The sequence below is a fragment of the Aureimonas sp. AU20 genome (genome assembly GCF_001442755.1).
Taxonomy (GTDB): domain Bacteria; phylum Pseudomonadota; class Alphaproteobacteria; order Rhizobiales; family Rhizobiaceae; genus Aureimonas.
The window spans coordinates 316,882-340,265 of the sequence record NZ_CP006368.1; the positions used below are offsets into that span (position 1 = coordinate 316,882).

Sequence of the window (23,384 nt, forward strand, 5' to 3'; positions counted from 1 at the left end):
GCCCGCCGCCCCTCGCCCCGGCCTCGCCGGGCGGGGCATGGCGGGTTCGACGGCACGAGGCATAAGGGAGAGGCTCATGGCCAAGGCGCTCGATGTGGTCACGATCGGCCGCTGTTCGGTGGATCTCTACGGCCAGCAGATCGGCTCGCGCCTGGAGGACGTCGCCTCCTTCGCCAAGTCGGTCGGCGGCTGCCCCGCCAATATCGCCGTCGGCACGGCGCGGCTCGGCCTGAAGTCGGCGCTGCTCACGCGCGTCGGCGCCGAGCAGATGGGCGGCTTCGTGCGCGAGCAGCTGGCGCGCGAGGGCGTCGAGACGGCGGGTGTCGCGGTGGACCCCGAGCGCCTGACGGCGCTTGTGCTGCTCGCCGTCGAGGACGAAGGCGTCTCCCCCATGATCTTCTACCGCTCCGACTGCGCCGACATGGCTTTGTGCGAGGACGATGTTTCCGAGCCGCTGATCGCCTCGGCCGCCTCGATCGTCGTCACCGGCACCCATTTCTCCAAGCCCAACACGGAAGCCGCGCAGCTGAAGGCCATCCGCATCGCCAAGGCGAACGGCGGCAAGGTCGTGTTCGACGTGGACTACCGGCCCAATCTCTGGGGACTTGCCGGCCATGCCGCCGGCTTCGAACGCTATGTCGCCTCCGATTTCGTCTCGGCCAAGATGCAGGCCATCCTGCCCGATTGCGACCTCGTGGTCGGCACCGAGGAGGAGATGATGATCGCCGGCGGCGTCGGCGATCCCTTGGCCGCCCTTCAGACGATCCGCGCCGTGTCCTCGGCGACGCTGGTTCTGAAGCGCGGCGCCATGGGCTGCATCGTCTTCGAGGGGCCGATCGCCTCGCTGGAGGACGGTGTCGCCGGGCGCGGCTTCCCGATCGAGGTGTTCAACGTCCTGGGTGCGGGCGACGCTTTCATGTCCGGCCTGCTCGCCGGCTGGCTGCGGGGCAAGCCGGCGGCGGAATGCGCCACCATGGCCAACGCCTGCGGCGCGTTCGCCGTGTCGCGCCTTCTCTGCTCGCCGGAATATCCGACTTCGGACGAGCTCGACGCCTTTCTCGCCAAGAGCCGCATCGAGCGCCGCCTGCGCAAGGACGAGGGGTTGAACCACATCCACTGGGCGACGACGCGGCGTCCAGGGCCGGAGCGTCTCATGGCGCTCGCCTGCGACCACCGCATGCAGCTGGAGGACATGGCGGACGCCGCTGGCGCCCCGCGCGAGCGGATCGAGGATTTCAAGGTGCTGACCGTCGAGGCCGCCTCGCGCGTGGCCGGCGACGAGCCGGGCTTCGGCATGCTGCTGGACGGGATCTACGGCCAGAAGGCGCTCTACCGCGCGGCGGCCAAGGGCTTCTGGATCGGGCGTCCGGTGGAAAAGCCGGGCTCGCGACCGCTCGAATTCGACCATATGGCCGATCTCGGCAGCCACCTGACGGAATGGCCGGTCGACCAGGTCATCAAGTGCCTCTGCTTCTACCACCCGGATGACCCGGCCGAGTTGAAGAGCCGGCAGGACCGCGAGCTCCTGCGCCTATGGGACGCCGCGCGCACCGTGGGCCGCGAGCTTCTGGTCGAGATCATCTCCGGCAAGAACGGCGCGCTCGGTGAGGCGACGGTGGCCGAAGTGGTTCAGCATGTCTACGATCTCGGCATCAAGCCGGACTGGTGGAAGCTAGAGCCGCAGACCTCGACGGCGGCTTGGCGCCGGATCGAATCCACGATCTCTGCCAACGACCGCTATTGCCGGGGCATCGTCCTGCTCGGGCTCGACGCGCCGGAGGCCGAGTTGCGGGACGCCTTCGCCGCCGTGGCCGATGTCGGCATGGTGAAGGGCTTCGCGGTCGGGCGCACGATCTTCGCCGACGCTGCCCGGCGCTGGCTGCGCGGCGAGATCGACGACGAGGCCGCCATCGCCGATATGGCCAAGCGCTTCGGCGCCTTGGTCGCCGCCTGGCGCGGCGCCGCGCGGCGCACCCAAGCCGCCTGAGACGTCTGTCTCGTCAGGCCGCCCGGGCGGCCGGAACTGGAATGAAACGATCGGGCCGCGACAGGGCGCCCGACGCTCAAGGAGGAAGCATGATCCGTATCGGCGCGAACCCGATCTGCTGGAGCAATGACGATCGGCAGGACATCGGCGGCCATATCAGCCTGGAGCAGTGCCTCGGCGAGGCGAGCGCGATCGGCATCGAGGGCATGGAACTCGGCCACAAGTTTCCGCGCGAGCCCGCCGCGCTGAAAGCCAAGCTCGCCGAATACGGCATGGATTTCGTGGGCGGCTGGTACTCGACCTTCCTACTCGACCGCGACGCCGAGGCCGAGTTCGCGGCGGCGCGCGCGCATATCGATCTCGTGAAGGGCGCGGGCACCGACATCTTCATCGTCTGCGAATGCACCCGCACCGTGCATGGCGACGAGACCACGCCCCTTCACGCTCGCCCGGTCCTCACCGAAGAGGAATGGCAGCGCTTCCTGCCGCGCCTCACGCGATTTGCCGAGCTTCTGAAGGGCGAAGGGCTGCGCATCGCCTATCACCACCACATGGGAACGGTGATCCAGACGGGCGAGGAGATCGACCGGATGATGGCCGGCACCGGCCCGGCCTTCACGCTGCTGCTCGACACCGGCCACGCCACCTGGGGCGGCGCCGATCCCGCCGATCTCGCGCGTCGCTACAAGGACCGCATCGTCCATGTCCATGTGAAGGACGTGCGCCTCGACGTCGCCCGTCAGGCTGCGCAGGAAGACTGGAGCTTCCTGACCTCGGTTCTGGCCGGCGTCTACACCGTGCCGGGCGACGGGTCGGTGGACTATGTCTCGGTCTTCACAGCGCTTCCCGACTATTCCGGCTGGGTGGTGATCGAGGCCGAGCAGGACCCCGACAAGGCCCATCCCGCCACCTATGTGAAGATGGGTTACGACAACCTGACCCGCTTCCTGGCCGAATCCGGTCTGAAGCGCTGAAGGAGCGAGCCATGTCCAAGCTTCTGGTCAAACCCTCCGGCACGGCGGGCCGGGTCGTCGACGTCACGCCCGAAAGCGCCGGCTGGACCTATGTCGGCTTCACGCTCCACAAGCTGAAGCCCGGCGAGAGCGTTTCGGGCGGCGAGGCCGGGCGCGAGAGCTGCCTCGTGCTCGTCTCTGGCAAGGCCACGATCTCGGCGGGCGAAACCGATTTTGGCAGCGTCGGTCGTCGCATGTCGCCCTTCGACGGCAAGCCCTCCTCGGTCTATGTGCCCGCCGGTATGGAGTGGCGCGTCACGGCCGAGACCGATCTGGAACTCGCCGTCTGCACCGCCCCCGGCACGGCCGGCGCCCGCCCGCCGCGGCTGATCGGCGAGGACGACAACACGCAGGAGGTGCGCGGGCGCGGCAACAATGTGCGCCACGTCACCAACATCCTGCCCGAAACGGCCGAGGCCGACGGGCTCTTGGTGGTGGAGGTCGTCACGCCTGCCGGCAACACGTCGAGCTATCCCCCGCACAAGCACGATGCCGACGACCTGCCGCGCGAATCCTCGCTGGAGGAGACCTATTACCACCGCCTCAACCCGCCCCAGGGCTTCGCCTTCCAGCGCGTCTACACCGACGCCGATGCGTCCGGCCGGCGCGAGCTGGACGAGGCCATGGCGGTGGAGGATGGCGACGTGACGCTGGTGCCCAAGGGCTATCACCCCTGCGCAACCATCCACGGCTACGACCTCTACTATCTCAACGTCATGGCCGGACCCAAGCGCACCTGGCGCTTCCACAACGCGCCCGAACACGAGTGGCTGTTGAAGCCCTGAGCCTGCGGCGGAGGGGCGCGATGCGCCTCTCCGCTTTCCCGTCGCCAGCGGTCTTGCGGCCTTCGGCTCCCAAGCGGCCCGGTTGCCGGTAAAACTTCTGCCCTTCCTCGGCGCTCTCTCGCTCCGTGAAGTGTCCGTATTGGAATGTGATGATCCGCCAACCGGGCTCGCCCCGAACGGCGTCTGCCCCTAAGCCCTTGTGGCGCCGCCCGCCCCGCGATGTCCGCCGGATGCATGGGCTTGCCCCGCCCGCCCGGCTCCCCGTGCAGGCGTTCAAAATCGCTTGACCTCGCCCCGCCGAAGAGAGATGGGTCCTCCGCCCAGCCGTCCATTCTCGACCGGCGCGCCGACGGAAATCGGGAGAGCTTCGTAAGATTGCCTTGGTTGCCATGGAATGTCGCTCCCGGCGAGCGCTCCAGCCAAAAGCACCGCGATGCCACCCCCCTCTCCGTCCTGATCAGTGACGAGACCTGCGAAATATTCGATGCAAAGATTCGAGACCGACTTGGCGAATTTCGCCGGCGAACGCTATGCCGAAACGCCCGCCGCTCCGGCGGGCTCGATCCTGATCGGCGCCCCGTTCCCAACCGGCGCCGAGGTGGACGGGCGCCTCGACACGTTCTTCGCGCGACAGGCCGCGCGCTTCGGCTCGGCGCCCGCCGTCGTGTCGGAGGGCCGCACCTGGTCCTATGCCGAGATCGACGCGCGCGCCAACCAGATGGCCCGCGTCCTGGCCGCCCGGGGCGTGGCGCCGGGCGGCCGGGTCGGACTTCTGCTCGACCGTTCGGCCATGACCTATGTCGCGATCCTGGCGGTGATGAAGGCCGGCGCCGTGTTCGTGCCGCTCGCCACCGCCTTCCCGCCCGAACGCATGGCGCTGATCGTTGAGGACGCGGCGATCCGGCTGATCGTCACGGTGTCTGACTACGCGGCCATCGTGCGCCAGCTGCCCGTCACGCCCTTCCTGCTGGGCGAGAGCGAAGGGGAGATCGCCGCGCAAGACCCCGCGCCCCTGGCGCTTGGGTCCTTGAGCGACGACAGCTGCTATATTCTCTACACGTCCGGCACCACGGGCAAGCCCAAGGGCGTGGTGATCCGGCACCCCAGCATTCGCAATTTCGTCGAGGTCGCTGCCTCCGCCTATGGCTACCGGCCGGGCGACCGCGTCTATCAGGGCATGACCATCGCCTTCGACTTCTCGACCGAGGAGATCTGGGTGCCGCTCAGCGCCGGGGCGACGATCTATCCCGCGCCGGGCAAGCTGACCTTGGTCGGCGAGGAACTGTCCGAGTTCCTGCGCGCCCATGACATCACCTGCATGGCCTGCAGCCCGACGCTGCTCTCCTCCATCGAGAGCGAAGTGCCGAGCCTGCGCCTGCTTCTGGTGGGCGGCGAGGCCTGCCCGCAGAACCTCGTGCAGCGCTGGGAGAAGCCCGGCCGCGAGATCCTCAACACCTACGGGCCGACCGAGGCGACCGTCACCGCGACCATGGCGCGGCTGCGCTCCGACCGGCCGGTGACGATCGGCGCGCCGCTGCCGACCTACACGATCGTGCTTCTGGACCCGGAGGCGCCCAAGCTCGCGGCGCCCGGCGAGATGGGCGAGATCGGCATCGCCGGCATCGGCTTGGCCGCCGGCTATCTCAACCGGGCGGACCTCACGGACGAGAAGTTCATCCCCGATTTCCTGGGGCTGGCCGACAATCCCTCGCGGCGGATCTACCGCACGGGCGATCTCGGTCGCATCAGCCCGGAGGGCGAGATCGAGTATCACGGACGGATCGACACGCAGGTGAAGATCCGGGGCTATCGCATCGAGCTCGGCGAGATCGAGGCCGTGCTGCTCGACCAGCCCGATATCGCCCAGGCCGCCGTTACCGCGATCGAACTGCAGCCCGGCCGAACAGAGCTCGTCGCCTATTACGCGCCGAAAGCCGGCTCCTGCTCGCTGGCCAAGGGGGAGCTTTCGGCCGAGCTGAAGCGCCGCCTGCCCGACTATATGGTGCCGACCTATCTGGAGGAGCTGGCGGCGCTGCCGATGACGGTCGCCAACAAGGTGGACCTTCGCCAGCTGCCCAAGCCCCGGGCCGGCGCGCTCGCTTCCGACCGGCCGGTGACGCCGCCGCGCAACGACGACGAGCGCTTCCTGGTGGACACCGCCAAGACCATTCTCGGCCTGGAGGAAATCTCGGTCGAGGATCATTTCTTCGACGATCTCGGCGCCAATTCGTTGCTTATGGCGCGCTTCTGCGCCCGCGTGCGCGCCAAGCCCGCCTGGGCCACCACCTCGATGCGCGACATATATCTCTACCCAACGGTCGCCCGTCTGGCGGAGCATCTGCGCACACCCGAGGACATGGTCGAGGCGACGCGCGAGCCCGTGCTCACCCACCGCGCCTCGGACTTCGCCTATTGGACCTGCGGCGGCGCGCAGCTTCTGTTCTACGCGATCTACGGCTATTTCGGCCTGTGGGTCTTCGATCGCGGGCTGGACTGGGTCTATGTCGCGCTTGACCAGCCGGTTCAGCTGTATCTGCGATGCGTCGCGCTTTCGGCCGGCCTGTTCTTCGGCATGTCGGGCCTTGCGGTCGCCACCAAATGGCTGCTGATCGGGCGCTGGAAGCCGGAGGCCTTCCCGATCTGGAGCCTTCGCTACTACCGCTTCTGGGTGGTTCAGACGCTGATCCGCACCGCGCCGGTCGTCCTGTTCCGGGGCAGCCCGCTCTACAGCCTCTATCTCAAGCTGCTCGGCGCGCGCATCGGCCACAATACGATCGTGGAATGCCGCACGATCCCGGTCTGCACGGACCTCATCGTCATCGGTGACAATGCGATCCTGCGCAAGGAATCGGTGATCTTGGGCTACCACGCCCGCGCCGGCTACATCCACACCGGCCCGGTCGAGGTGGGCGACGGCGCCTTCGTCGGCGTCGGCTGCGTGCTCGACATCGACACGCGGATCGGCAAGGGCTCGCAGCTCGGCCATTCCTCCTCGCTCCAGCGCGGCCAGACCATCCCCAATGGCGAGCACTGGCACGGCTCGCCCGCCGTGCCGACGACGGCCGACTATTGCAAGGTGCGCGGCCGGTCCCTTTCGGAGATCAGGCGCATCCTGTTCGAGGTGGTGCAGCTCGTCGGGCTGTTCGCCATCGTCACGCCCTTCCCGCTTCTGTTCCACTCCTATTGGCAGAATGTCAGCGACGACTATCAGGAGACGATCGGCATCGTCGCCATCGGCACGACGGTGACGCTGCTCGGCACGCTCGCCGTCTCGCTGGCCGCCGCCCTCCTGCTGCCGCGCATCGCCAAGCTAGTGCTGAAGCCGGGGCGGACCTACACGCTCTACGGCTTCCACTATCTCGTGCAGAACGCCGTGGAGTTCTGCACCAACTCGCGCCTGCTCAACCTTCTGTTCGGCGACAGTTCGGCCGCCGTCCACTACATCCGGGCCCTCGGCTGGAAGCTCAATTCCGTCACCCAGACCGGCTCGAACTTCGGCAGCAATCAGAGCCAGGAGAACCCGCTTCTCTGCGAGATCGGCAGCCAGACCATGGTGTCGGACGGCTTGTTCATGATCAACATGCACAAGTCCGCCTCCTCGTTCCGGCTGCACCACACCAAGGTCGGAGAGCGCAACTACTTCGGCAACAACATCTATTTCCCACCCGATAGCCGAACCGGGGCGAACTGCCTGCTCGGCACCAAGGTCATGGTGCCGATCGACGGTCCGGTGCGCGAGAATGTCGGCCTGCTCGGCTCGCCGCCCTTCGAGATCCCGCGCATGGTAAGCCGCGACAAGGAGCTGATCGCCGGCGTCAGCGAAAGCGACCGCCGCCTGCGGGTGCGGGAAAAGAACCGCCACAACGCGCTGACGGCCCTGTTCTTCCTGGCCACCCAATGGCTGGAGCTGTTCATCGCGCTGGTGATCGCCGACCGGGCCTTGAACTATTACGACGAATGGGGTGCGACGGCGCTCTTCCTGGGTGCCCTGCTCGTCATGGTGATCGAGGTGCCTCTGCATGTCTTCATCGAGCGGGCGAGCCTGGGCTTCGGTCTCCTCAAGCCGCGCATGACGACGATCTACGACCGATCCTTCTGGCGCCACGAGCGGCACTGGAAGCTGTCGGACTCGCCGATCATCAACCTCTTCCCCGGCACGCCCTTCCGGCCGCTGATGCTGAAGCTTCTGGGTTGCGAGGTCGGCCGGCGGGTCTATGACGCCGGCGCCAACCTCACCGAGCGTTCGCTGGTGTCGATCGGCGACGACGCGACGCTGAACGAGCGCTGCGTCATCCAGGCCCACTCGCTGGAGGAAGGCGCCTTCAAGTCCGACGCCATCCGCATCGGCAACGGCTGCACGCTCGGCCCGGCCGCCTTCGTCCATTACGGCGTGGTGATGGGCGACGAGTCGATGGTGGACACCGACTCCTTCGTCATGAAGGGCGAGGTGCTCGAACCCGGCTCGATCTGGCGCGGCAACCCGGCCAAGCTCCACCGCTTCGCCGCCCCGGTGCGCAGCCGCGGCACGAGGCAGGCGGCGCTTTGAGCACGGCCTCCCCTATCGCCGCGATCCGCCTCGCGCCCGTTGCGCCGGCGGATCGCGATCGGCTGGCAGCGCTCGCCGTGGCGCCGGATCAGGCCGGTTTCGTCGCCAGCAACGCCGCCTCGCTGGAGGAGGCCGACGAGGACCCGGACGCCCGCCCGCGCGCGCTCTGGTTGAGCGACGGGCCGGGCTCGGCCGAGCGGCTGGTCGGTTTTCTCATGTACGAAGCGCCCTCCGGCGATACCGAAGCGCGCATCTATCGGCTGATGATCGACCGCGCCGAGCAGGGACGAGGCCTCGGCAAGGCCGCCCTCCAGGCCGTGCTCGGCGAAATCCGCGCCCTGGCGCACATCCAGGAAATCTCGATCTGCTACGACCCCGGCAATGCGGCAGCGCGGCACATGTATGGGCAGGCCGGCTTCGTCGAGGAAGGCTTGGACGAGGACGGCGAGATGATCGCCCGGCTCCTCTGGCCCAAAATCTGACGTGAGCGCCGGGCCGGGCGCGTTCCCCACTCCCGACGAGGCAGCGCTCCAGGCGGCGCTCGACCATCTCGCCCCGCCCGGCATTCGCATTGCCTGCCGCGCGCTGCGCGCGGGAGACGCGGCGCATCTCCTGCCCGAAGAGGCCGGCTCGATCACCGCCAGACATCCCGCTCGTCGGGATGCGAGCGTCGCGGCGCGCTGGGCGGCGCGGCAGTTGCTGAAGGCGCATGGGCTGGGCGAAGCCGCCATTCCCCGCGCGCCCTCCGGCGCGCCGATCTGGCCCGCCGGGCTGACGGGCTCGCTCGCCCATGACGAGACGATGGCCGTGGCGGCGCTCGGCCGGATCGATGTCATGGGCTCGCTCGGTGTCGATGTCGAGCCGCCCGAGCCCTTATCGCCCGATCTGCTTCCGCTCGTCGTGACGGCAGCAGATCGGCTTCCCGAACCCTCCGACCTCTTGGCGGCGCGCCTCGTGTTCTGCGCCAAGGAAGCCGTCTACAAAGCCGTCTATCCTCTGGACGGGCAGATCCTCGACTATGGCGACATCGCCGTCGATCTCCCGCTCCGGCGCGCCACGACCCGCTCCGGCCGCCAGCTCCGGCTGTTTATCTGCACGGTGCCGCGCCTCGTAGTGCTGGCCGTGATGGAGGTCTGACCCGCGCGTCCCCTGTCAGCCGTCGAGGCCAAGTGGGTCCTTCGCGCGGGGCCAGAGCTGAAGGCTGGCCTTGCGGTAGGGCGTCGTGGCGGGGTCGGTCGGGTAGGAGGTTGGCGAGGCGACATAGACGATCTCGCTCGCCACCGGCTGGAAACCGGCGTGGAAATGGTTTGTGGACTTCACCAGAAGCAGGTCCTTGGCGGCGAAGTCGACGCCCATATTGCTGAAGATGTCGGGCTCGTAGGTCTGCGTCCGGCTGGTGATGAGGATCACGTCGATCTCGGTTCCGATCAGGCGGATCGTGGCGGCGCGGCCGAGCGTGACGCGGCTGTTGCGAAAGCTCTGCCAGCCGCTTTCCTCGACGCGGAGGACACGCACCCGCGCGTCGAGCGGCTGGCCGCCATGCGGGCCGGACTTGCCGCCGAAGCGCAGGTCGATCTCCGCCCCCTCGCCCGCCGCGTGGCAGAAGGACACGGCGATCGGGTCCCAGATCGTGGCCAGCGCCACCTTGCCCGCATCGCCCCGCTCCAAAATGCGGCGCAGGACATGCGTCGCGTCGCCCGCGACGCCGCCGCCGGGATTGTCCCAGATATCGGCGACCACCACGGGCTTCTCGGGATGCGCGACGCGGATCGCCCCCGCATGGTCGAGGCCGGCTTCGGTGTCGAGGATCGGCATCGCCGTGGTGCCGCGAAGCGCATAGAGCTCGCGCCCCAGCCGCTCCGCTAGCGCCTCGCCTTTGGCCTTGTCGCCGTCGGTGACAACCACGATCCTTGTGCCCATCTCCGGCACGTCGCCCGCCATGAAACCGTGGATCACCGAGACGGCGAGAATGCCGTCCCGCCCTTCCATCGCCTTCAACCGGTCCACGAAGCCGCGCATTGGTTCGCGGCTCGTCGGATAGATTGAGATCATGCGGCAGTCGAAGGTGGAGATCACGGGTTTGATCTCGCCCCGGATCGTGCGCAGGGCGAGATCCACCACCAGCTCGCCACGCTCCTCGAAATCGGTGTGGGGGAATTCGAGGAAGGCGGCGAGGAGATCGAGCTGCCGGACCCGAAGTGGCGTCAGGTGCGAATGCGGATCGAACTCGGCGGCGACGGTGACGTCCGGCCCGACCAGGGCGCGCACGCGTTCGAGAAAATCCCCCTCCGGGTCGTCATAGCCCTGCGCCACCATGGCGCCGTGCAGTCCAAGGACGACGCCGTCCACCGGCAACGCGGCCTGGAGCTCGGCCAGGATCGTGTCGCGCAGGTGCTCGTAGGTCTGGCGCTGGATCAGCCCGGCGGGCTCGGCCCAGCAGGACGTGCCCTCGATCACGGTGAAGCCCTCCGCCCGGCCGCGCCGACGCAGGATCGGCACGGGCGAGGAGCACAGCGTCGGCGTGTCGGGATGCTCGCCCGGCCCGGCATAGAAGGCCGCCTTGAACGCATGGAGATCGGTCGGGACCGGCGAGAACGTGTTGGTTTCCGTGGCGAGCGAGGCGGTGAAGATGCGCATGGGGCGGCCCGGTCGATCCTGGTCGATGAAGGAGAAGAGCGCGGCGGCGCCGCGCCGCCCGTCGAGGACACGATGCCCGTTGCCCGGCAGAGGGGCAAGCGCGGCAAAGGTAAAGGCTCGTTCGGTCGGTGGTCCCTGCGGCCGCAGGAAAGGCAGCGTTCCGATCTCGTCGCGTCAATCGTGCGACACGCCTCGGCCATCCGTTTCCTTCGCTTCGGTAGGCATGAGGTCCGGCTCGGACGAGGTCTGTACCGATATCTGGGGACGGGCTTTCAACGCTCGCGCACCATCCGAGAGCGCCGCAGAATGCTGTTTCTGCGCTTCAAGTTGCTTGCACTTACTTCTAGTCACTTGTCGTACCAGGCATTTCGCGCGATGTTGGGCCTAGCCGGGTTGACCACTCGGCCAGATTGCAGGGGCGGAGCAAGCGTGTGAGTTCGACCAAACTATCCAAGGGCGGGGCCGGAGAATCGGCAGGCGAGGCCAATGCCGCCAAGCTCGGCGTGCGGTTGAAGCATGCGCGCCAGACGCGCGGCCTGACGTTGAAGGAACTGGCGGTCGGCGCGGGCTGCTCGGAAAGTCTCCTGTCGAAAATCGAGAACGGCAAGGCCTCCCCCTCGCTGCCCATGCTGCACAAGCTGGTCGGCGTGCTCGACACGAATATCGGGCGCATGTTCGAGGACGTGGACGGTGACGAGGGAATCATCTTCCGCGCTGGCGAGCGTCCCTTTATCGCGCTCGATCCGACGCGCCAGGGCGAAGGCGTTTCGCTGGAGCGCGTCATCCCCTATTCACCCGGCCATCTCCTCCAGTGCAACATCCACCATATCGAGCGCGGCGGCGGCAGCGATGGGCCCATCAGCCATGCCGGCGAGGAGGTCGGCTATATCGTGGCCGGCGAGGTGGAACTCATGGTCGAGGACCGGACCTTCCATCTCAAGGTCGGCGACGCCTTCGCCTTCCGGTCCGACCTGCCGCATCACTATCGCAACATGGGAGCGGAGCGGGCCAGCATCTTCTGGGTGAACACGCCGCCGACCTTCTGAGGCATCGCGGGCGGGAAGCTGCCCATTATCTCGGCGCGCCTGCCCGGTCGCTGACCTTGCACTGCAAGGTTATTGTGCAGATGCAAAATATGCGCGAAGTCTCAGCAATTCGGTTGACATGAATTCAAGTCTCTTGAATTCTACAGCGGCGCCGATCGGGGCGCGGGCGCCCGCAGCGGCCCCATCCCATGAAGGAGACCTGGAATGCGCCTCTCCCAGTTCCTCGCCGGCGGCGCCGCCGCCCTGACGCTTCTCGCCGGGCTCGGTGCGACGGCCGCCGAGGCCGAGACCTTCGCCCTGGTGACCATCAACCAGCAGGCCTTGTTCTTCAATCAGATCAACGACGGCGCCAAGGCAGCGGCCAAGGCGGCGGGCGCCGAACTCGTGATCTTCGACGCCAACAACGTGCCCGCCGCGCAAAACACGGCGATCGAGAATTACGTCACTCAGAAGGTCGACGGCATCATCCTCATCGCCATCGACGTGAACGGCGTGAAGCCGGCGATCACCGAGGCCAAGAAGGCCGGCATTCCGGTGATCGCGATCGACGCGCAGATCCCGAACGGCGACAACGTCTCCTTCGTCGGCGTCGACAACATGAAGGCGGGCGAGGCGATCGGCAAACACTATGCCGACTACGTCAAGGCCGAGATGAAGGGCGAGGCCAGCGTCGGCGTCGTCGGCGCGCTGAACTCCTTCATCCAGAACCAGCGGCTCGACGGCTTCAAGAAGGCGGTCGGCGAAAGCGGCGCCAAGGTCACCTTCCTCGACACGGTGGACGGGCAGAACGTGCAGGACGTGGCGCTCGGCGCCGCCGAGAACCTGATGACCGCCAACCCGACCATGACCACGCTCTACGCCACCGGCGAGCCGGCGCTGATCGGCTCGGTCTCGGCCGTGGAAAGCCAGGGACGGCAGAGCGACGTGAAGGTGTTCGGCTGGGACCTTACCGCTCAGGCGGTGAAGGGCATCGACGAGGGCTGGGTCGCCGCCGTGGTGCAGCAGGACCCCGCCGGCGAAGGCAAGGCGGCGGTGGAAGCGCTGGCCAAGCTGAAGAAGGGCGAGACGGTCGAGCCGATCATCAACGTGCCGGTGACGATCGTCACCAAGAGCAATGTCGACCAGTTCCGGGGCATGTTCAAGTAAGCCGCCAGGGCCGGCGGGGCGCCCTGCTCCGCCTGTCCGCCCGGGCGCTCCGTGCCCCCCGCGAACGCATCCTTCGCTTTTCCTCCAGCCGGAACGAGGCCATGACAGCCATCCCCGACCGGGTCCGCATGACCGGCATTTCCAAACGCTACGGGCCGATCCAGACCCTGCACGACGTGTCGCTGCGCTTGGCGCCCGGCGAGGTCCTCGGCCTCGTGGGCGACAATGGGGCCGGCAAGTCGACGCTTTCCAAGGTCCTGTCCGGCGCGGTGGTGCCGGATGGCGGCACGATCGAGATCGACGGGCGGACGGTGAGCTTCTCCTCTCCCGCCGACGCGCGCGCTGCCCATGTCGAGATGGTCTACCAGGACCTTTCGCTGTGCGACACGGTGGATGTGGCGGGCAATCTCTTCCTCGGCCGCGAGCCGCGCCGACGCATCGCCGGTCTCCAGCTTCTCGACAAGCGCCGCATGCACGCCGACGCCAAGGCCATGCTGGAGCGGCTCGGCATCGTCATCGCCGACACGAAGCTGATGGTGGAGAACCTGTCGGGCGGCCAGCGCCAATCCATCGCCATCGGCCGCGCCGCGTCCTTCGAGCCCAAGGTGCTCATCATGGACGAGCCGACGGCGGCGCTCGCGGTGGCCGAGGTCGAGGCCGTCTTGGAACTGATCCGCACCGTGTCGGCGCGGGGCGTCAGCGTCATCCTCATCACCCACCGGCTGCAGGATCTCTTTCTCGTCTGCGACCGCATCCAGGTCATGTACGAGGGGCGCAACGTCGCCGAGCGGCGCATCGCGGACACCAATATCGAAGAGGTCGTCAACCTCATCGTCGGCCGCAAGTTCCAGGCCCGTTCGGCCCGCGCACAGGATCAGGCCCAAGATCAGCAGGGAGCCCAGCCATGAATTCGAGCGGCACGATCGGCGAAGGCTCGCCGCTTCACGCGCCGGCAGCTCCGCGTGTGCGAAAAGCGACGCTGCGCGATCGCTTCATCGCCAATGGCGCGGTCGGCTCCATCGCGATCTTCTTCATTCTCGTCTGCCTGCTCTTCACCTTCACGACGGGCGCCTTCCTGTCGGCGCCGAACCTTCTGAACGTCGTGCGCCAGTCGGCTCCGCTGCTGATCGTCGCGGCGTCCATGACCTTCGTCATCACCACGGGCGGCATCGACCTGTCGGTCGGCTCCGTGCTGGCGCTGGTCTGCGCCCTGTCGGCGGCGCTCCTGCAGCTTGGCGTGCCCTGGCCGCTGGTGATCCTCGCCATGCTGGCGCTCGGCTGCGCCATCGGCGCGCTGCAGGGTTTCTTCATCGCCTATGAGGGCATTCCCGCCTTCATCGTGACGCTGGCCGGCCTTTCGGTCATTCGCGGCGTCGCCCTCCTCATCACCGGCGGCTATTCGATCCCGATCGAGCCGACGAGCCCCTTCGTGGAGATGGGACGCGGCTGGTTCCTCGGCGTGCCGATCCCGGCCTGGATCGCGCTGGCCGCGCTCCTCGTCGCCTATCTCGTGTTCAACGGCACGCGCTTCGGGCGCTATGTCACGGGCATCGGCGCCAACAAGGAAGCGGTGCGCCGCGCCGGCGTCGACACGAGGCGAACGCTGCTCAGCGTCTACATGCTCTCCTCGACGGCCGCGGCGCTCGCCGGCATCGTGCTCGCCGCGCGCCTCGGCTCCGGCTCGTCCAATTCCGGCCAGGGCTTCGAGCTCGACGTGATCGCGGCGGTGGTGCTCGGCGGCACCTCGCTCTTCGGCGGGCGCGGCACCATGGTCGGCACGGTGCTCGGCGCGCTCACCGTCGCGGTGATCGGCAACGGGCTGATCCTCTCGCACATGTCGCCCTTCCTCACGCCGATCATCACCGGCTGCATCATCCTCGTCGCGATCTGGCTGAACTTCCGCCTGTTCCGCGGCGCGGCACGCGGGCGCTGATCCGATGGGGCTCGACTTTCAGGATCGCGCCGCGCGCTCCCCCGATGTCGGAATCGGCGTGCGCTCCGGCCATGTGATGACGGTGGACGGGCCGATCCCCGTCGCCGAGATGGGCGTCACGCTCATGCACGAGCACATCCTGCTCGACGGCGCCAAGAGCTGGCGCTGTCCCTGCCACCCGCCCGATCCCGTGCTGAATGAAGGCCCCGTTCGCATCGAGATCATCGGCGAGCTGCGCATGAACCCGTACATGAACCGGGACAATGTCTCGCTCGACGACAGCGACCTCGCCCTGTCGGAGCTGAAGATGTTCCAGGCGCTGGGCGGGCACACGGTGGTGGACCCCACCAATTTCGGCATCGGCCGCGAGCCCGAGAAGCTGCGCCGCATCGCTCGGATGAGCGGGCTGAAGATCGTCATGGGCTCGGGCTTCTATCTCGAGTTCAGCCATCCCGACTGGCTGAAAAGCATGGACGTGGACGAGGTGGCCGAGCTCATCATGCGCGATGTCGGCGGCACGGCGGATCGGCCCGACATCATGGCCGGGATCATCGGCGAGATCGGCGTGTCCAAGGACTTCACGCCCGAGGAGCGCAAGTCGCTGCGCGCCTCGGCGAGAGCCTCGGCCCGCACCGGCGTTCCGCTGTCGATCCACCTGCCGGGCTGGGAGCGTTTGGCCCACGAGGTGCTGGACGTGGTGGAGGCCGAAGGCGCCGATCTCCGGCACACGGTTCTCTGCCACATGAACCCCAGCCACGACGACCTGCCCTACCAGACGAGCCTCGCCCGGCGCGGCGCGTTCCTGGAATACGACATGATTGGCATGGACTATTACTATGCCGACCAGGACGCCCAGTCCCCCTCCGACGAGGAGAACGCGCGGGCGATCCGAAAGCTGGTAGACGAGGGCTTTTCCGACCGCATCCTGCTCAGCCAGGACGTGTTCATGAAGATGATGCTGACCCGCTACGGCGGCTTCGGCTACGCCCACGTGCTCCGGCATTTCGTGCCGCGCCTCAAGCGCCATGGCGTCGACGAAGCCGTGATCGACGCGATCCTCACCGACAATCCGCGCGCCGTCTTCTCGGCCGCCTGATCTTCCATCCCCCTTAAGGAAATTCCCATGTCCCGCAAGAAGGTGCTCCTGGCCGGCGAAAGCTGGGTCTCCACCGCGACCCATATCAAGGGCTTCGACCAGTTCCCCACCGTGACCTACCACCAGGGCGCGGACGAGCTGCTGGAGGCGCTGAAGACCAGCCCCTACGACATCACCTTCATGCCCGCCCATCAGGCGCAGAAGGACTTTCCGCAGACCATGGAGGCCTTGCAGGCCTATGACGCGGTGATCCTGTCGGACATCGGCGCCAACACGCTGCTGCTCCATCCCGACACGTGGATTCATTCCAAGACCACGCCGAACCGGCTGAAGCTCCTGCGCGACTATGTCGATCAGGGCGGCGCGCTCTTGATGTTCGGTGGCTACTACTCCTTCCAGGGCATCAATGGCGGCGCGCGCTATGCCCGCACGCCGGTCGAGGACGTGCTGCCCGTCACCTGTCTTCGCTTCGACGACCGCGTCGAGGTGCCGGAGGGCTTCGCGCCGGTGGTCACGGGCGAGGCCTCGCACCCGATCCTCGCGGGGCTCGGCACGGACTGGCCGGTTCTCCTCGGCTACAACGAAGTCGAGCTGAAGCCCGGTGCCGAGGTCCTGGCGACCGTGTCCGACGAATACGGCTCGCAGCCGCTGCTGGTCACCGGCACCTACGGCAAGGGGCGCTCGGTGGTCTGGACTTCGGATGTCGGCCCGCACTGGCTGCCGGGCGAGTTCATCCGCTGGGACGGCTACGCCAAGCTCTTCGCTGCCATGCTGGACTGGGCGACGGCGAAGTAAGGCGAAAATAGCCATGGCGGTCCATGTCGTCGGCAATGTCGGGCTCGACACCACCTTTCGCCTCGCCCGTTTCCCAAGGGCGGGCGAGACGGTGAACGCCGACGAGGCCGAGGTCGCGCTTGGCGGCAAGGGCGCCAATCAGGCGCTCGCCGCTCTGCGCGCCGGGGCGCGGACCACGCTTTGGGCCGGTGTCGGAGACGATGCCGAGGCCGGCGTGGTGCGCCGCCGCCTGATCGAGGACGGGCTCTGCGACCGGGGGCTCGCGGTGCTGCCGCTGCCGACCGACCGTTCCACCATTCTGGTGGAGAGCGGGGGCGAGAACCAGATCGTCAGCGCGGTGGCCTGCGCCCGGCGCTTCGAGGCCGCCGAAAACGGCTGGCGCACGGAGGCGCGCGCCGGCGACGTCCTGGTTCTTCAGGGCAACTTCCTCGCTCCCACGACGCGGGCCGTGCTGGAGGGCGCCCGCGCGCTGGGCCTCGCCTCCGTCCTCAATGCCAGCCCGCTGGTCGAGGGCGAGGCGGTGCCGTTCGACCTTGCCGATGTCCTCGTCGTGAACCGGGTCGAGGGCGAGATGCTGACCAGCGAGACGGAGCCCGAGCGCATGATCGCGCGGCTCCTTTCTGAGGGCGCGGGAACCGTGATCGTGACGCTGGGCGCCGACGGCGTGCTGGCTCAGGCGCGAGGGGAGCCCATGCCACGGCACTGGCCGGCGCCAAGCGTCTGCGCGCTCGACACGAGCGGCGCGGGCGACGTCTTCTGCGGCACGCTGGCCGCCCGCCTGTCGCTGGGCGAGGGGCTTGGGCGGGCCGTGAGCCTTGCCGTCGCCGCATCGGCGCTTGCCGTCACCCGGCCCGGCACGTTCGGCTGCGGCCCGAGCCCGGCGGAATTTCAAACATTGCTTGAAAGAGAACACGCATGAGCACCCCATCTCACCCCATTGGCCAACCCATCGGCCAAGCCGCCGGGGACACGCTTCAGGCGATCTTCGGCCGGCCCCAGGCGATCATCGGCGTGGTGCATCTCGCGCCCCTTCCCGGCAGCCCACGCTTCGACGGAGAGGCGGTGGAGACGATCTACCAGCGCGGCCTCGACGACGCGCGCGCCTATCTCCATGGCGGCTGCGACGGGGTGATCGTCGAGAACCACGGCGACGTGCCCTTTTCCAAGCCCGACGCGATCGGGCCGGAGACGGCGGCGCACATGTCGGTCGTCTCCGACCGCATCCGCCGCGAGCTGGGGCGCCCGATCGGCATCAACGTGCTGGCCAATGCCGCCATTCCCGCCATCGCCATCGCCAGCGCCGCCAGCGCCTCCTTCGTGCGTGTCAACCAATGGGCCAACGCCTATGTCGCCAACGAGGGGTTCGTGGAAGGCGAGGCGGCGCGCGCCATGCGCTACCGCGCCCAGCTGCGCGCCAAGGGCATCCGCATTTTCGCCGACGCCCATGTGAAGCACGGCGCCCATGCCATCGTCGCCGACCGGCCGGTTGAGGAGCAGGTCAAGGATCTCGTCTTCTTCGATGCCGACGTGGTGATCGCCACCGGCCAGCGCACCGGCCATGTGGCGGAGCTTTCCTACATCCGCATGATCAAGGAAGCGGCCAACCTGCCGACGCTGGTCGGCAGCGGCGTCACCAAGGACAATCTCGGCGACATTCTCTCGGTCGCGGACGGAGTGATCGTCGCCAGCTCTCTCAAGCACGAGGGCGTCTGGTGGAACGCGGTCGATCCCGAGCGGGTGAAGCGCTTCACGGCCGGTCTCAAGCGATGAGCCGGCGGCCCGCGATCCGCCCCGAGCGGCTCGCCGCGCGCCTCGCGCGCTTCGCGGAGATCGGCGCCACGCCGCGCGGCGGGGTGAACCGGCAGGCGCTCACCGAGGGCGACCGGCAGGCGCGCGCATTGCTGGCGGACCTCGCCCTCGCGCGCGGCTTCGCGCTGCGCCAGGACGATGCGGCCAATCTCTTTCTGCGCCGCGAGGGGGGCGACCCCGCGCTGCCGCCGTTGCTTCTGGGCAGCCATCTCGACACGCAGCCGACCGGCGGGCGCTTCGATGGCGCGCTGGGCGTGCTCGCCGGCTTCGAGGTGCTGGAAGCGCTGGAGGACGCCGGGGCGCGAACGGGTCGCGCGGTCGAGCTGGTCAGCTGGACCAACGAGGAAGGATGCCGCTTCGCGCCGGGCGCCATGGGCTCGCAGGCCTTTGCACAGGGGCAGATTGCGCCCGAATGGCGAGAGGCCCGCGCGCCCGACGGCGCGCGGCTGGATGACGAGCTGGCGCTGACGCTGGCGGTGTTGCCCGGCGTTCTGCTCGCGCCGCTTGGCAGTCCGATCGCCGCCTATCTCGAACTCCACATCGAGCAGGGGCCGATCCTGGAGCGCGAGGACGTGCCGGTCGGCGTGGTGACGGGCATCCAAGGCACGATCTGGCTGGAGGTCACGCTCACCGGGCAGGCCGCCCATGCCGGCACGACGCCGCTCGACTTCCGCCGCGATCCGCTGGCGGCGGCAACCCGGCTTCTCGCCGCGCTGCATGGCGAGGTCATGCCGAGCGATCCGCAGGCGCGCTTCACGGTGGGGCGGATCGAGGCCTCGCCCGGCTCCGTCAACGCCGTGCCGGAAAGCGTGACCTTCACGGTGGATCTGCGCCATCCCGACGCCGCGCGTCTGGCGGCGCTGGAGCAGCGGGTGCGGGAGGCCGCTATGCGCGAGGCCGAGCGGGCGCGATGCACGGCCTCCTTCCGCCCCCTCGCCCACATGCCGCCGCTCGCCTTCCCCGAGGCCATGCTTGAGGTCATCGAGACGGGCGCTGGCCGCGCCGGTCTTCCCACGTTGCGCCTCATCTCCGGCGCCTTCCACGACGCGCTTCATGTCGCGCGCTGCGCGCCGACGGCGATGATCTTCTGCCCCTGCCGCGACGGGATCAGCCACAACGAGGCGGAGGATGTGGAGCCGCGCTTCGTCGCTGCGGGCGCGACCGCGCTTCTGGAAGCCAGCCTCGCCTTTCTGGAGCGCGCGGAAATGGGCACGTCCATCGAGACTCGAGGGGCCGCGATGCGGGCCGGCTGAGGGCGGGCGACGCCCGGCCCCTTCCCGGAAGAGAGAGGCCAGGCGTCTCGGGCTTTTGTCAGCGCCAGCTATCGTACTGCGAGTTGAAGGTCGCGCCGGCTCTTGCCGATGTGGTCGGCGAAGGCCTTCAGATTGGCCGGGTCGGGAAGCGAGGCGCTTTCGTGCGAGGCGACGCGGCCCATCTGCCCGCGTAGATTGTCGAAGCGCAGCGTGTCGAACTCGCCCCGCCCGTCGGGCATGCGCCGGCCCAGCGCGGCCAGCGCCTCGGCCCCTTGCGGCGGTAGCACGACGCTCGCCTTCTGGACGGTGGCGAGGCGCTCGGCCTCGCCTTCGCAATTGCCGAGGATGTAGGAATACGCCTCGTAGGAATGGGCGGGGTCGCCGCTGCGCGCCAGGGCCTCACCCAGCGTCCAGAGAATGTCGATATGGGCGCAGGTGAGAAGCCCGGGGCGCTGGCGCGCCTGATCCACCACCACCTGCCATTGTCCGCTATCGGCAGCTGCGGTTATCGCCGCGCGTGCCTCTGCTCGCCCAGTGTCTCGGTGAGGTCGGCCGAGGGTTCCCAGCCGGCATTCTCAGCCTGCAGCAAGGCCCAGGCGACCGGTATGTCGCCGTCGCTGGCATTGTTCCGGTCGGTGATGTTAGGCGAGGCGGCGGTGTCCCACCGCCAGGCGGCGAGCCCGTCCTCGCGGATGAAGAATTCCTGCTGGGTCCAGGATCAGAGCTTGTCGAAATTCGCTCGGTCGCGGGCCGCGACCGTCAGAGGCATGCCGTAGCCCTGGCCCTCGCTGTGGCTGATCGAGCCGTTGTCGTTGTCCACTACGCGCCCTTCGGCGGAGACGAAGCGGCTGCGATAAAGCTCCCAGGCGTCGATCGGATAGGCCTGCGGCTCGACCGCCAGCGCCGCTTGCGGCGCGGCGGCAAGAGCGGGCGAGGGCGCGCCCGCCATGGCGGCGAGCAGGTGTCCGCTCACCCGGCGTCTCATTTGCTCTTCTCCCCGACGCGGCGCAGCAGGAGGAAGGTCGAGAGTGCCAGCAGGAGCGAAGCCCCTATCACCGAGCCCGCATAGCGCTCGCTATGGCGCGAGAACCATCCGGCCAGAACCAGACGGGCGTTGCCAACCGTCCAGCCCCGCGTCTCGAACAGACGCTCGTACGGCGCTTGCGCCATGCGCAGCGCGCCATCCGTCGCGGACCATTTCTGCGCGGCGCTGGCGATCGGCGCGAGCAGGGGCTGCACGATCTCTCCCGCGCGCTCGAGAACGTCGCTCGGCTGCGAGAAGGCGACAGGAACCCGTCACGTAAGTCCGATCCGCCATGTCCCTCTCGCCTTTCTCGCGCCGATGGCCTCGCACCGCCCGAATCGGGATCACGACGGATCAGCCGGGGCTGGGCGGAAGGTCACGGGCCTGCGCTCTCGCACCCGGCGAGCCAAGGCAGACCCGGGAAGGAAGTCAGACGAAATCATAGGTCGTGGTTGCAATTGACGGGCTGATCTATCGACGGAACAGGTTGGCGTCGGCCAGTTCCACCACCTCGTCGCCCCGCCCGCTCATGATGGCGCGCAGTGAGTAGAGGCTGAAGCCTGCGGCCTGCGCGAGCTGGATCTTGGGCGGCAGCGCGAGTTCCAGCGTTTCCGTCACCACGTCCACCAGCGCCGGTCCGTCATGGGCGAAGGCGGCCTTAAGTGCGCCTTCCAGCGCGTCGGAGCGGGTGACGCGCAGGCCGAGGAAACCCATCTCGCGGCTGATGGCGGCGAAGTCGGCCGAGCGCAGCGCGACATTGGTGTCGACATAGCCCGCCGCCTTCTGCTCCATCTCCACGAAACCGAGGGTCGCATTGTTGAAGACGACCAGTTTGATTGGCAGTCCCATCTGGCTTGCCGTCAGAAGATCGCCCATCAGCATGGTGAGCCCGCCGTCGCCCGAAAGCGACACGACCTGCCGGCCGGGACAGGCCGCCTGGAGGCCCAGCGCCTGCGGCATGGCATTGGCCATGGAGCCATGGTTGAACGAGCCGACGAGCCGGCGCTTGCCGTTCATGGTGAGATAGCGCGCGGCCCAGACGGCGGGCGTGCCGACATCGGCGGTGAAGATCGCGTCGTCGCTCGCCAACTCGTCGATCAGCTTGGCGACATATTGGGGATGGAGCGGCTGATCGCCCTCGCGCGGCGTCGCCAGGGCGTCGAGCCCTTCGCGCGCCGAGCGGTAGTGTTCTCTGGCCGCCTGGAGAAAGGAGCCGTCGCGCTCCGGCGCGATGCGCGGCAGCAGCGCTGACACCGCCTCGCGCACGTCCGAGACGACGCCGAGCGTGATCGGCGTGCGCCGACCCAGCGCGCCGGGATCGCGATCGACCTGCGCCACCACCGCCTTCTCGGGATAGAAGTTGCGATAGGGAAAGTCGGTGCCGAGCATCAGGAGCGTGTCGCACTCCATCATCGCGTGGTAGCCGGAGGAGAAGCCGATGAGTCCGGTCATGCCGACATCGTAGGGATTATCCCACTCGATCCATTCCTTGCCGCGATAGGCATGGACGATCGGCGCCTGCAACGCCTCGGCCAGCGCCACGACCTCGTCATGCGCGCCGGCGACGCCGGCGCCGCAGAGAAGCGTGACGGCGCCCGACGCGTTGAGAAGGGCGGCGAGCCGGTCGATCTCTCCCGCATCGGGCACCAGACGAGCGGCTTTGAGCTTGGGAAAGCCGGTGCGCGCAACCTTGGGCGCAGGCTTCAAGGCGACGTCGCCCGGCACCACGATGACGGCGACGCCGCCTTGCGCGATCGCCGTGCGCATGGCGCGGTGCAGAAGCTCGGGCATCTGCTCGGGCGTCTGCAGCATTTCGCAGAAATGGCTGCATTCGCGAAACAGCTCGGTCGGATGCGTTTCCTGAAAGTAGTTCAGGCCGATCTCGCTGGAGGGGATATGGGCGGCGATCGCCAGGACTGGTGTGCGGTTGCGCTGGCAGTCGAACAGGCCGTTGATGAGATGAAGATTGCCCGGCCCGCAGCTTCCCGCGCAGACCGCGAGCTGCCCCGTCGCGGCAGCCTCGGCCCCGGCCGCGAAGGCCGCGACCTCTTCGTGGCGCACATGCATCCACTGAATTCCGCCGTCGCGCCGCAGGCTGTCGTTCAGCGCGTTGAGACTGTCGCCCGTTACGCCCCAGATGCGCTCCACTCCCGCGTCTTTCAGCGTGGCGACGAACAGATCGGCAATGGACTGGCTCATGGGGGCTCTCGTGGCTGGCAGCGATGAACGCTAAATGTTTTCCGACGCCTCCCCCGGACCTTCGCGGGTGCGAAGCGCATGCCCTTTTCAATTAGCTGCGCCTCGATCCGTTCCC

Annotated in this window: 19 protein-coding genes and 1 pseudogene; 15 read left to right on the plus strand and 5 right to left on the minus strand. The window is 68.1% G+C overall.

Annotated elements, in window-relative coordinates; translation table 11 throughout:
• The first annotated feature begins 76 nt into the window (after positions 1–76).
• The 6 genes from M673_RS18390 to M673_RS18415 all read left to right on the plus strand — a co-directional run bounded on the left by M673_RS18390 (position 77) and on the right by M673_RS18415 (position 9,468).
• A complete protein-coding gene (locus tag M673_RS18390; RefSeq protein WP_148640184.1) occupies positions 77–1,987 on the plus strand; it encodes a bifunctional 5-dehydro-2-deoxygluconokinase/5-dehydro-2-deoxyphosphogluconate aldolase in 1,911 nt (636 codons plus the stop codon).
• 89 nt (positions 1,988–2,076) lie between these two features.
• Entirely contained in the window at positions 2,077–2,961 is an 885-nt protein-coding gene (gene iolE / locus M673_RS18395) for a myo-inosose-2 dehydratase (RefSeq protein WP_061978156.1), read from the plus strand.
• 11 nt (positions 2,962–2,972) lie between these two features.
• Positions 2,973–3,785 carry a 5-deoxy-glucuronate isomerase gene (gene iolB, locus M673_RS18400; RefSeq protein WP_061978157.1) on the plus strand — a complete coding sequence of 271 codons (813 nt, stop codon included), beginning with the start codon at positions 2,973–2,975 and terminating at the stop codon, positions 3,783–3,785.
• Between the two features lie 484 nt (positions 3,786–4,269).
• Positions 4,270–8,331 (plus strand): Pls/PosA family non-ribosomal peptide synthetase, encoded by a 4,062-nt coding sequence (locus tag M673_RS18405; RefSeq protein ID WP_082639820.1) that lies wholly within the window; start codon positions 4,270–4,272, stop codon positions 8,329–8,331.
• The gene (locus M673_RS18410) at positions 8,328–8,813 is read left to right on the plus strand and encodes a GNAT family N-acetyltransferase (protein WP_244493114.1); all 486 of its coding nucleotides are present in this window, start codon (positions 8,328–8,330) and stop codon (positions 8,811–8,813) included. The genes M673_RS18405 and M673_RS18410 overlap by 4 nt, the downstream gene beginning before the upstream one ends.
• A 1-nt stretch (position 8,814) precedes the next feature.
• Positions 8,815–9,468, plus strand: coding sequence for a 4'-phosphopantetheinyl transferase family protein (locus M673_RS18415; RefSeq protein WP_061978158.1), 654 nt, complete (start codon positions 8,815–8,817; stop codon positions 9,466–9,468).
• A 15-nt stretch (positions 9,469–9,483) separates the two neighbouring features.
• On the opposite strand, the gene M673_RS18420 is transcribed toward M673_RS18415, so the two are convergent.
• Complete coding sequence (locus tag M673_RS18420) at positions 9,484–10,968, minus strand: M81 family metallopeptidase (protein WP_061978159.1); 1,485 nt, start codon at positions 10,966–10,968, stop codon at positions 9,484–9,486.
• 431 nt (positions 10,969–11,399) lie between these two features.
• Between M673_RS18420 and M673_RS18425 the strand changes: the two genes are divergently transcribed.
• From M673_RS18425 to M673_RS18465, 9 genes are all read left to right on the plus strand, one after another.
• Positions 11,400–12,014 carry a cupin domain-containing protein gene (locus M673_RS18425; RefSeq protein ID WP_061978160.1) on the plus strand — a complete coding sequence of 205 codons (615 nt, stop codon included), beginning with the start codon at positions 11,400–11,402 and terminating at the stop codon, positions 12,012–12,014.
• Positions 12,015–12,218: 204 nt separating this feature from the next.
• Positions 12,219–13,160 (plus strand): ABC transporter substrate-binding protein, encoded by a 942-nt coding sequence (locus M673_RS18430; RefSeq protein WP_061978161.1) that lies wholly within the window; start codon positions 12,219–12,221, stop codon positions 13,158–13,160.
• A gap of 101 nt (positions 13,161–13,261) precedes the next feature.
• The gene (locus M673_RS18435) at positions 13,262–14,068 is read left to right on the plus strand and encodes an ATP-binding cassette domain-containing protein (protein ID WP_061978162.1); all 807 of its coding nucleotides are present in this window, start codon (positions 13,262–13,264) and stop codon (positions 14,066–14,068) included.
• A complete protein-coding gene (locus tag M673_RS18440) occupies positions 14,065–15,093 on the plus strand; it encodes an ABC transporter permease (protein ID WP_082639822.1) in 1,029 nt (342 codons plus the stop codon). Before M673_RS18435 ends, M673_RS18440 begins: the two co-directional genes overlap by 4 nt.
• 4 nt (positions 15,094–15,097) lie before the next feature.
• Complete coding sequence (locus M673_RS18445) at positions 15,098–16,189, plus strand: phosphotriesterase family protein (RefSeq protein ID WP_061978163.1); 1,092 nt, start codon at positions 15,098–15,100, stop codon at positions 16,187–16,189.
• Between the two features lie 27 nt (positions 16,190–16,216).
• Entirely contained in the window at positions 16,217–16,984 is a 768-nt protein-coding gene (locus M673_RS18450) for a glutamine amidotransferase (RefSeq protein WP_061978164.1), read from the plus strand.
• 13 nt (positions 16,985–16,997) lie between these two features.
• Positions 16,998–17,903, plus strand: coding sequence for a PfkB family carbohydrate kinase (locus tag M673_RS18455; RefSeq protein WP_061978165.1), 906 nt, complete (start codon positions 16,998–17,000; stop codon positions 17,901–17,903).
• The gene (locus M673_RS18460) at positions 17,900–18,754 is read left to right on the plus strand and encodes a BtpA/SgcQ family protein (protein WP_061978166.1); all 855 of its coding nucleotides are present in this window, start codon (positions 17,900–17,902) and stop codon (positions 18,752–18,754) included. The genes M673_RS18455 and M673_RS18460 overlap by 4 nt, the downstream gene beginning before the upstream one ends.
• Positions 18,751–20,046, plus strand: a complete 1,296-nt coding sequence (locus M673_RS18465) for a Zn-dependent hydrolase (RefSeq protein ID WP_061978167.1) — start codon at positions 18,751–18,753, stop codon at positions 20,044–20,046. The genes M673_RS18460 and M673_RS18465 overlap by 4 nt, the downstream gene beginning before the upstream one ends.
• Before the next feature lie 68 nt (positions 20,047–20,114).
• Here the strand turns inward: M673_RS18465 and M673_RS18470 are convergent, their stop codons facing one another.
• The 4 genes and pseudogenes from M673_RS18470 to poxB all read right to left on the minus strand — a co-directional run bounded on the left by M673_RS18470 (position 20,115) and on the right by poxB (position 23,257).
• Positions 20,115–20,522 (minus strand): hypothetical protein, encoded by a 408-nt coding sequence (locus M673_RS18470; protein ID WP_061978168.1) that lies wholly within the window; start codon positions 20,520–20,522, stop codon positions 20,115–20,117.
• A gap of 29 nt (positions 20,523–20,551) precedes the next feature.
• Positions 20,552–21,031: pseudogene (locus M673_RS24320) on the minus strand (glycosyl hydrolase family 8).
• Positions 21,028–21,285, minus strand: coding sequence for a hypothetical protein (locus tag M673_RS18480; protein WP_061978170.1), 258 nt, complete (start codon positions 21,283–21,285; stop codon positions 21,028–21,030). The pseudogene M673_RS24320 and the gene M673_RS18480 overlap by 4 nt, the downstream one beginning before the upstream one ends.
• Positions 21,286–21,541: 256 nt before the next feature.
• Positions 21,542–23,257: a ubiquinone-dependent pyruvate dehydrogenase gene (gene poxB, locus M673_RS18485; protein WP_443111190.1), complete on the minus strand. Its 1,716-nt coding sequence runs from the start codon at positions 23,255–23,257 to the stop codon at positions 21,542–21,544.
• Positions 23,258–23,384: the final 127 nt, after the last annotated feature.

Excerpts from the sequence above, each read along its gene's own strand:
- M673_RS18390 (WP_148640184.1), top strand. The coding sequence starts at position 77 with ATGGCCAAGGCGCTCGATGTGGTCACGATCGGCCGCTGTTCGGTGGAT.
- iolE (WP_061978156.1), top strand. The coding sequence starts at position 2,077 with ATGATCCGTATCGGCGCGAACCCGATCTGCTGGAGCAATGACGATCGG.
- iolB (WP_061978157.1), top strand. The coding sequence starts at position 2,973 with ATGTCCAAGCTTCTGGTCAAACCCTCCGGCACGGCGGGCCGGGTCGTC.
- M673_RS18405 (WP_082639820.1), top strand. The coding sequence starts at position 4,270 with ATGCAAAGATTCGAGACCGACTTGGCGAATTTCGCCGGCGAACGCTAT.
- M673_RS18420 (WP_061978159.1), bottom strand. The coding sequence starts at position 10,968 with ATGCGCATCTTCACCGCCTCGCTCGCCACGGAAACCAACACGTTCTCG.
- M673_RS18430 (WP_061978161.1), top strand. The coding sequence starts at position 12,219 with ATGCGCCTCTCCCAGTTCCTCGCCGGCGGCGCCGCCGCCCTGACGCTT.
- M673_RS18435 (WP_061978162.1), top strand. The coding sequence starts at position 13,262 with ATGACAGCCATCCCCGACCGGGTCCGCATGACCGGCATTTCCAAACGC.
- M673_RS18440 (WP_082639822.1), top strand. The coding sequence starts at position 14,065 with ATGAATTCGAGCGGCACGATCGGCGAAGGCTCGCCGCTTCACGCGCCG.
- M673_RS18445 (WP_061978163.1), top strand. The coding sequence starts at position 15,098 with ATGGGGCTCGACTTTCAGGATCGCGCCGCGCGCTCCCCCGATGTCGGA.
- M673_RS18450 (WP_061978164.1), top strand. The coding sequence starts at position 16,217 with ATGTCCCGCAAGAAGGTGCTCCTGGCCGGCGAAAGCTGGGTCTCCACC.
- M673_RS18455 (WP_061978165.1), top strand. The coding sequence starts at position 16,998 with ATGGCGGTCCATGTCGTCGGCAATGTCGGGCTCGACACCACCTTTCGC.
- M673_RS18460 (WP_061978166.1), top strand. The coding sequence starts at position 17,900 with ATGAGCACCCCATCTCACCCCATTGGCCAACCCATCGGCCAAGCCGCC.
- M673_RS18465 (WP_061978167.1), top strand. The coding sequence starts at position 18,751 with ATGAGCCGGCGGCCCGCGATCCGCCCCGAGCGGCTCGCCGCGCGCCTC.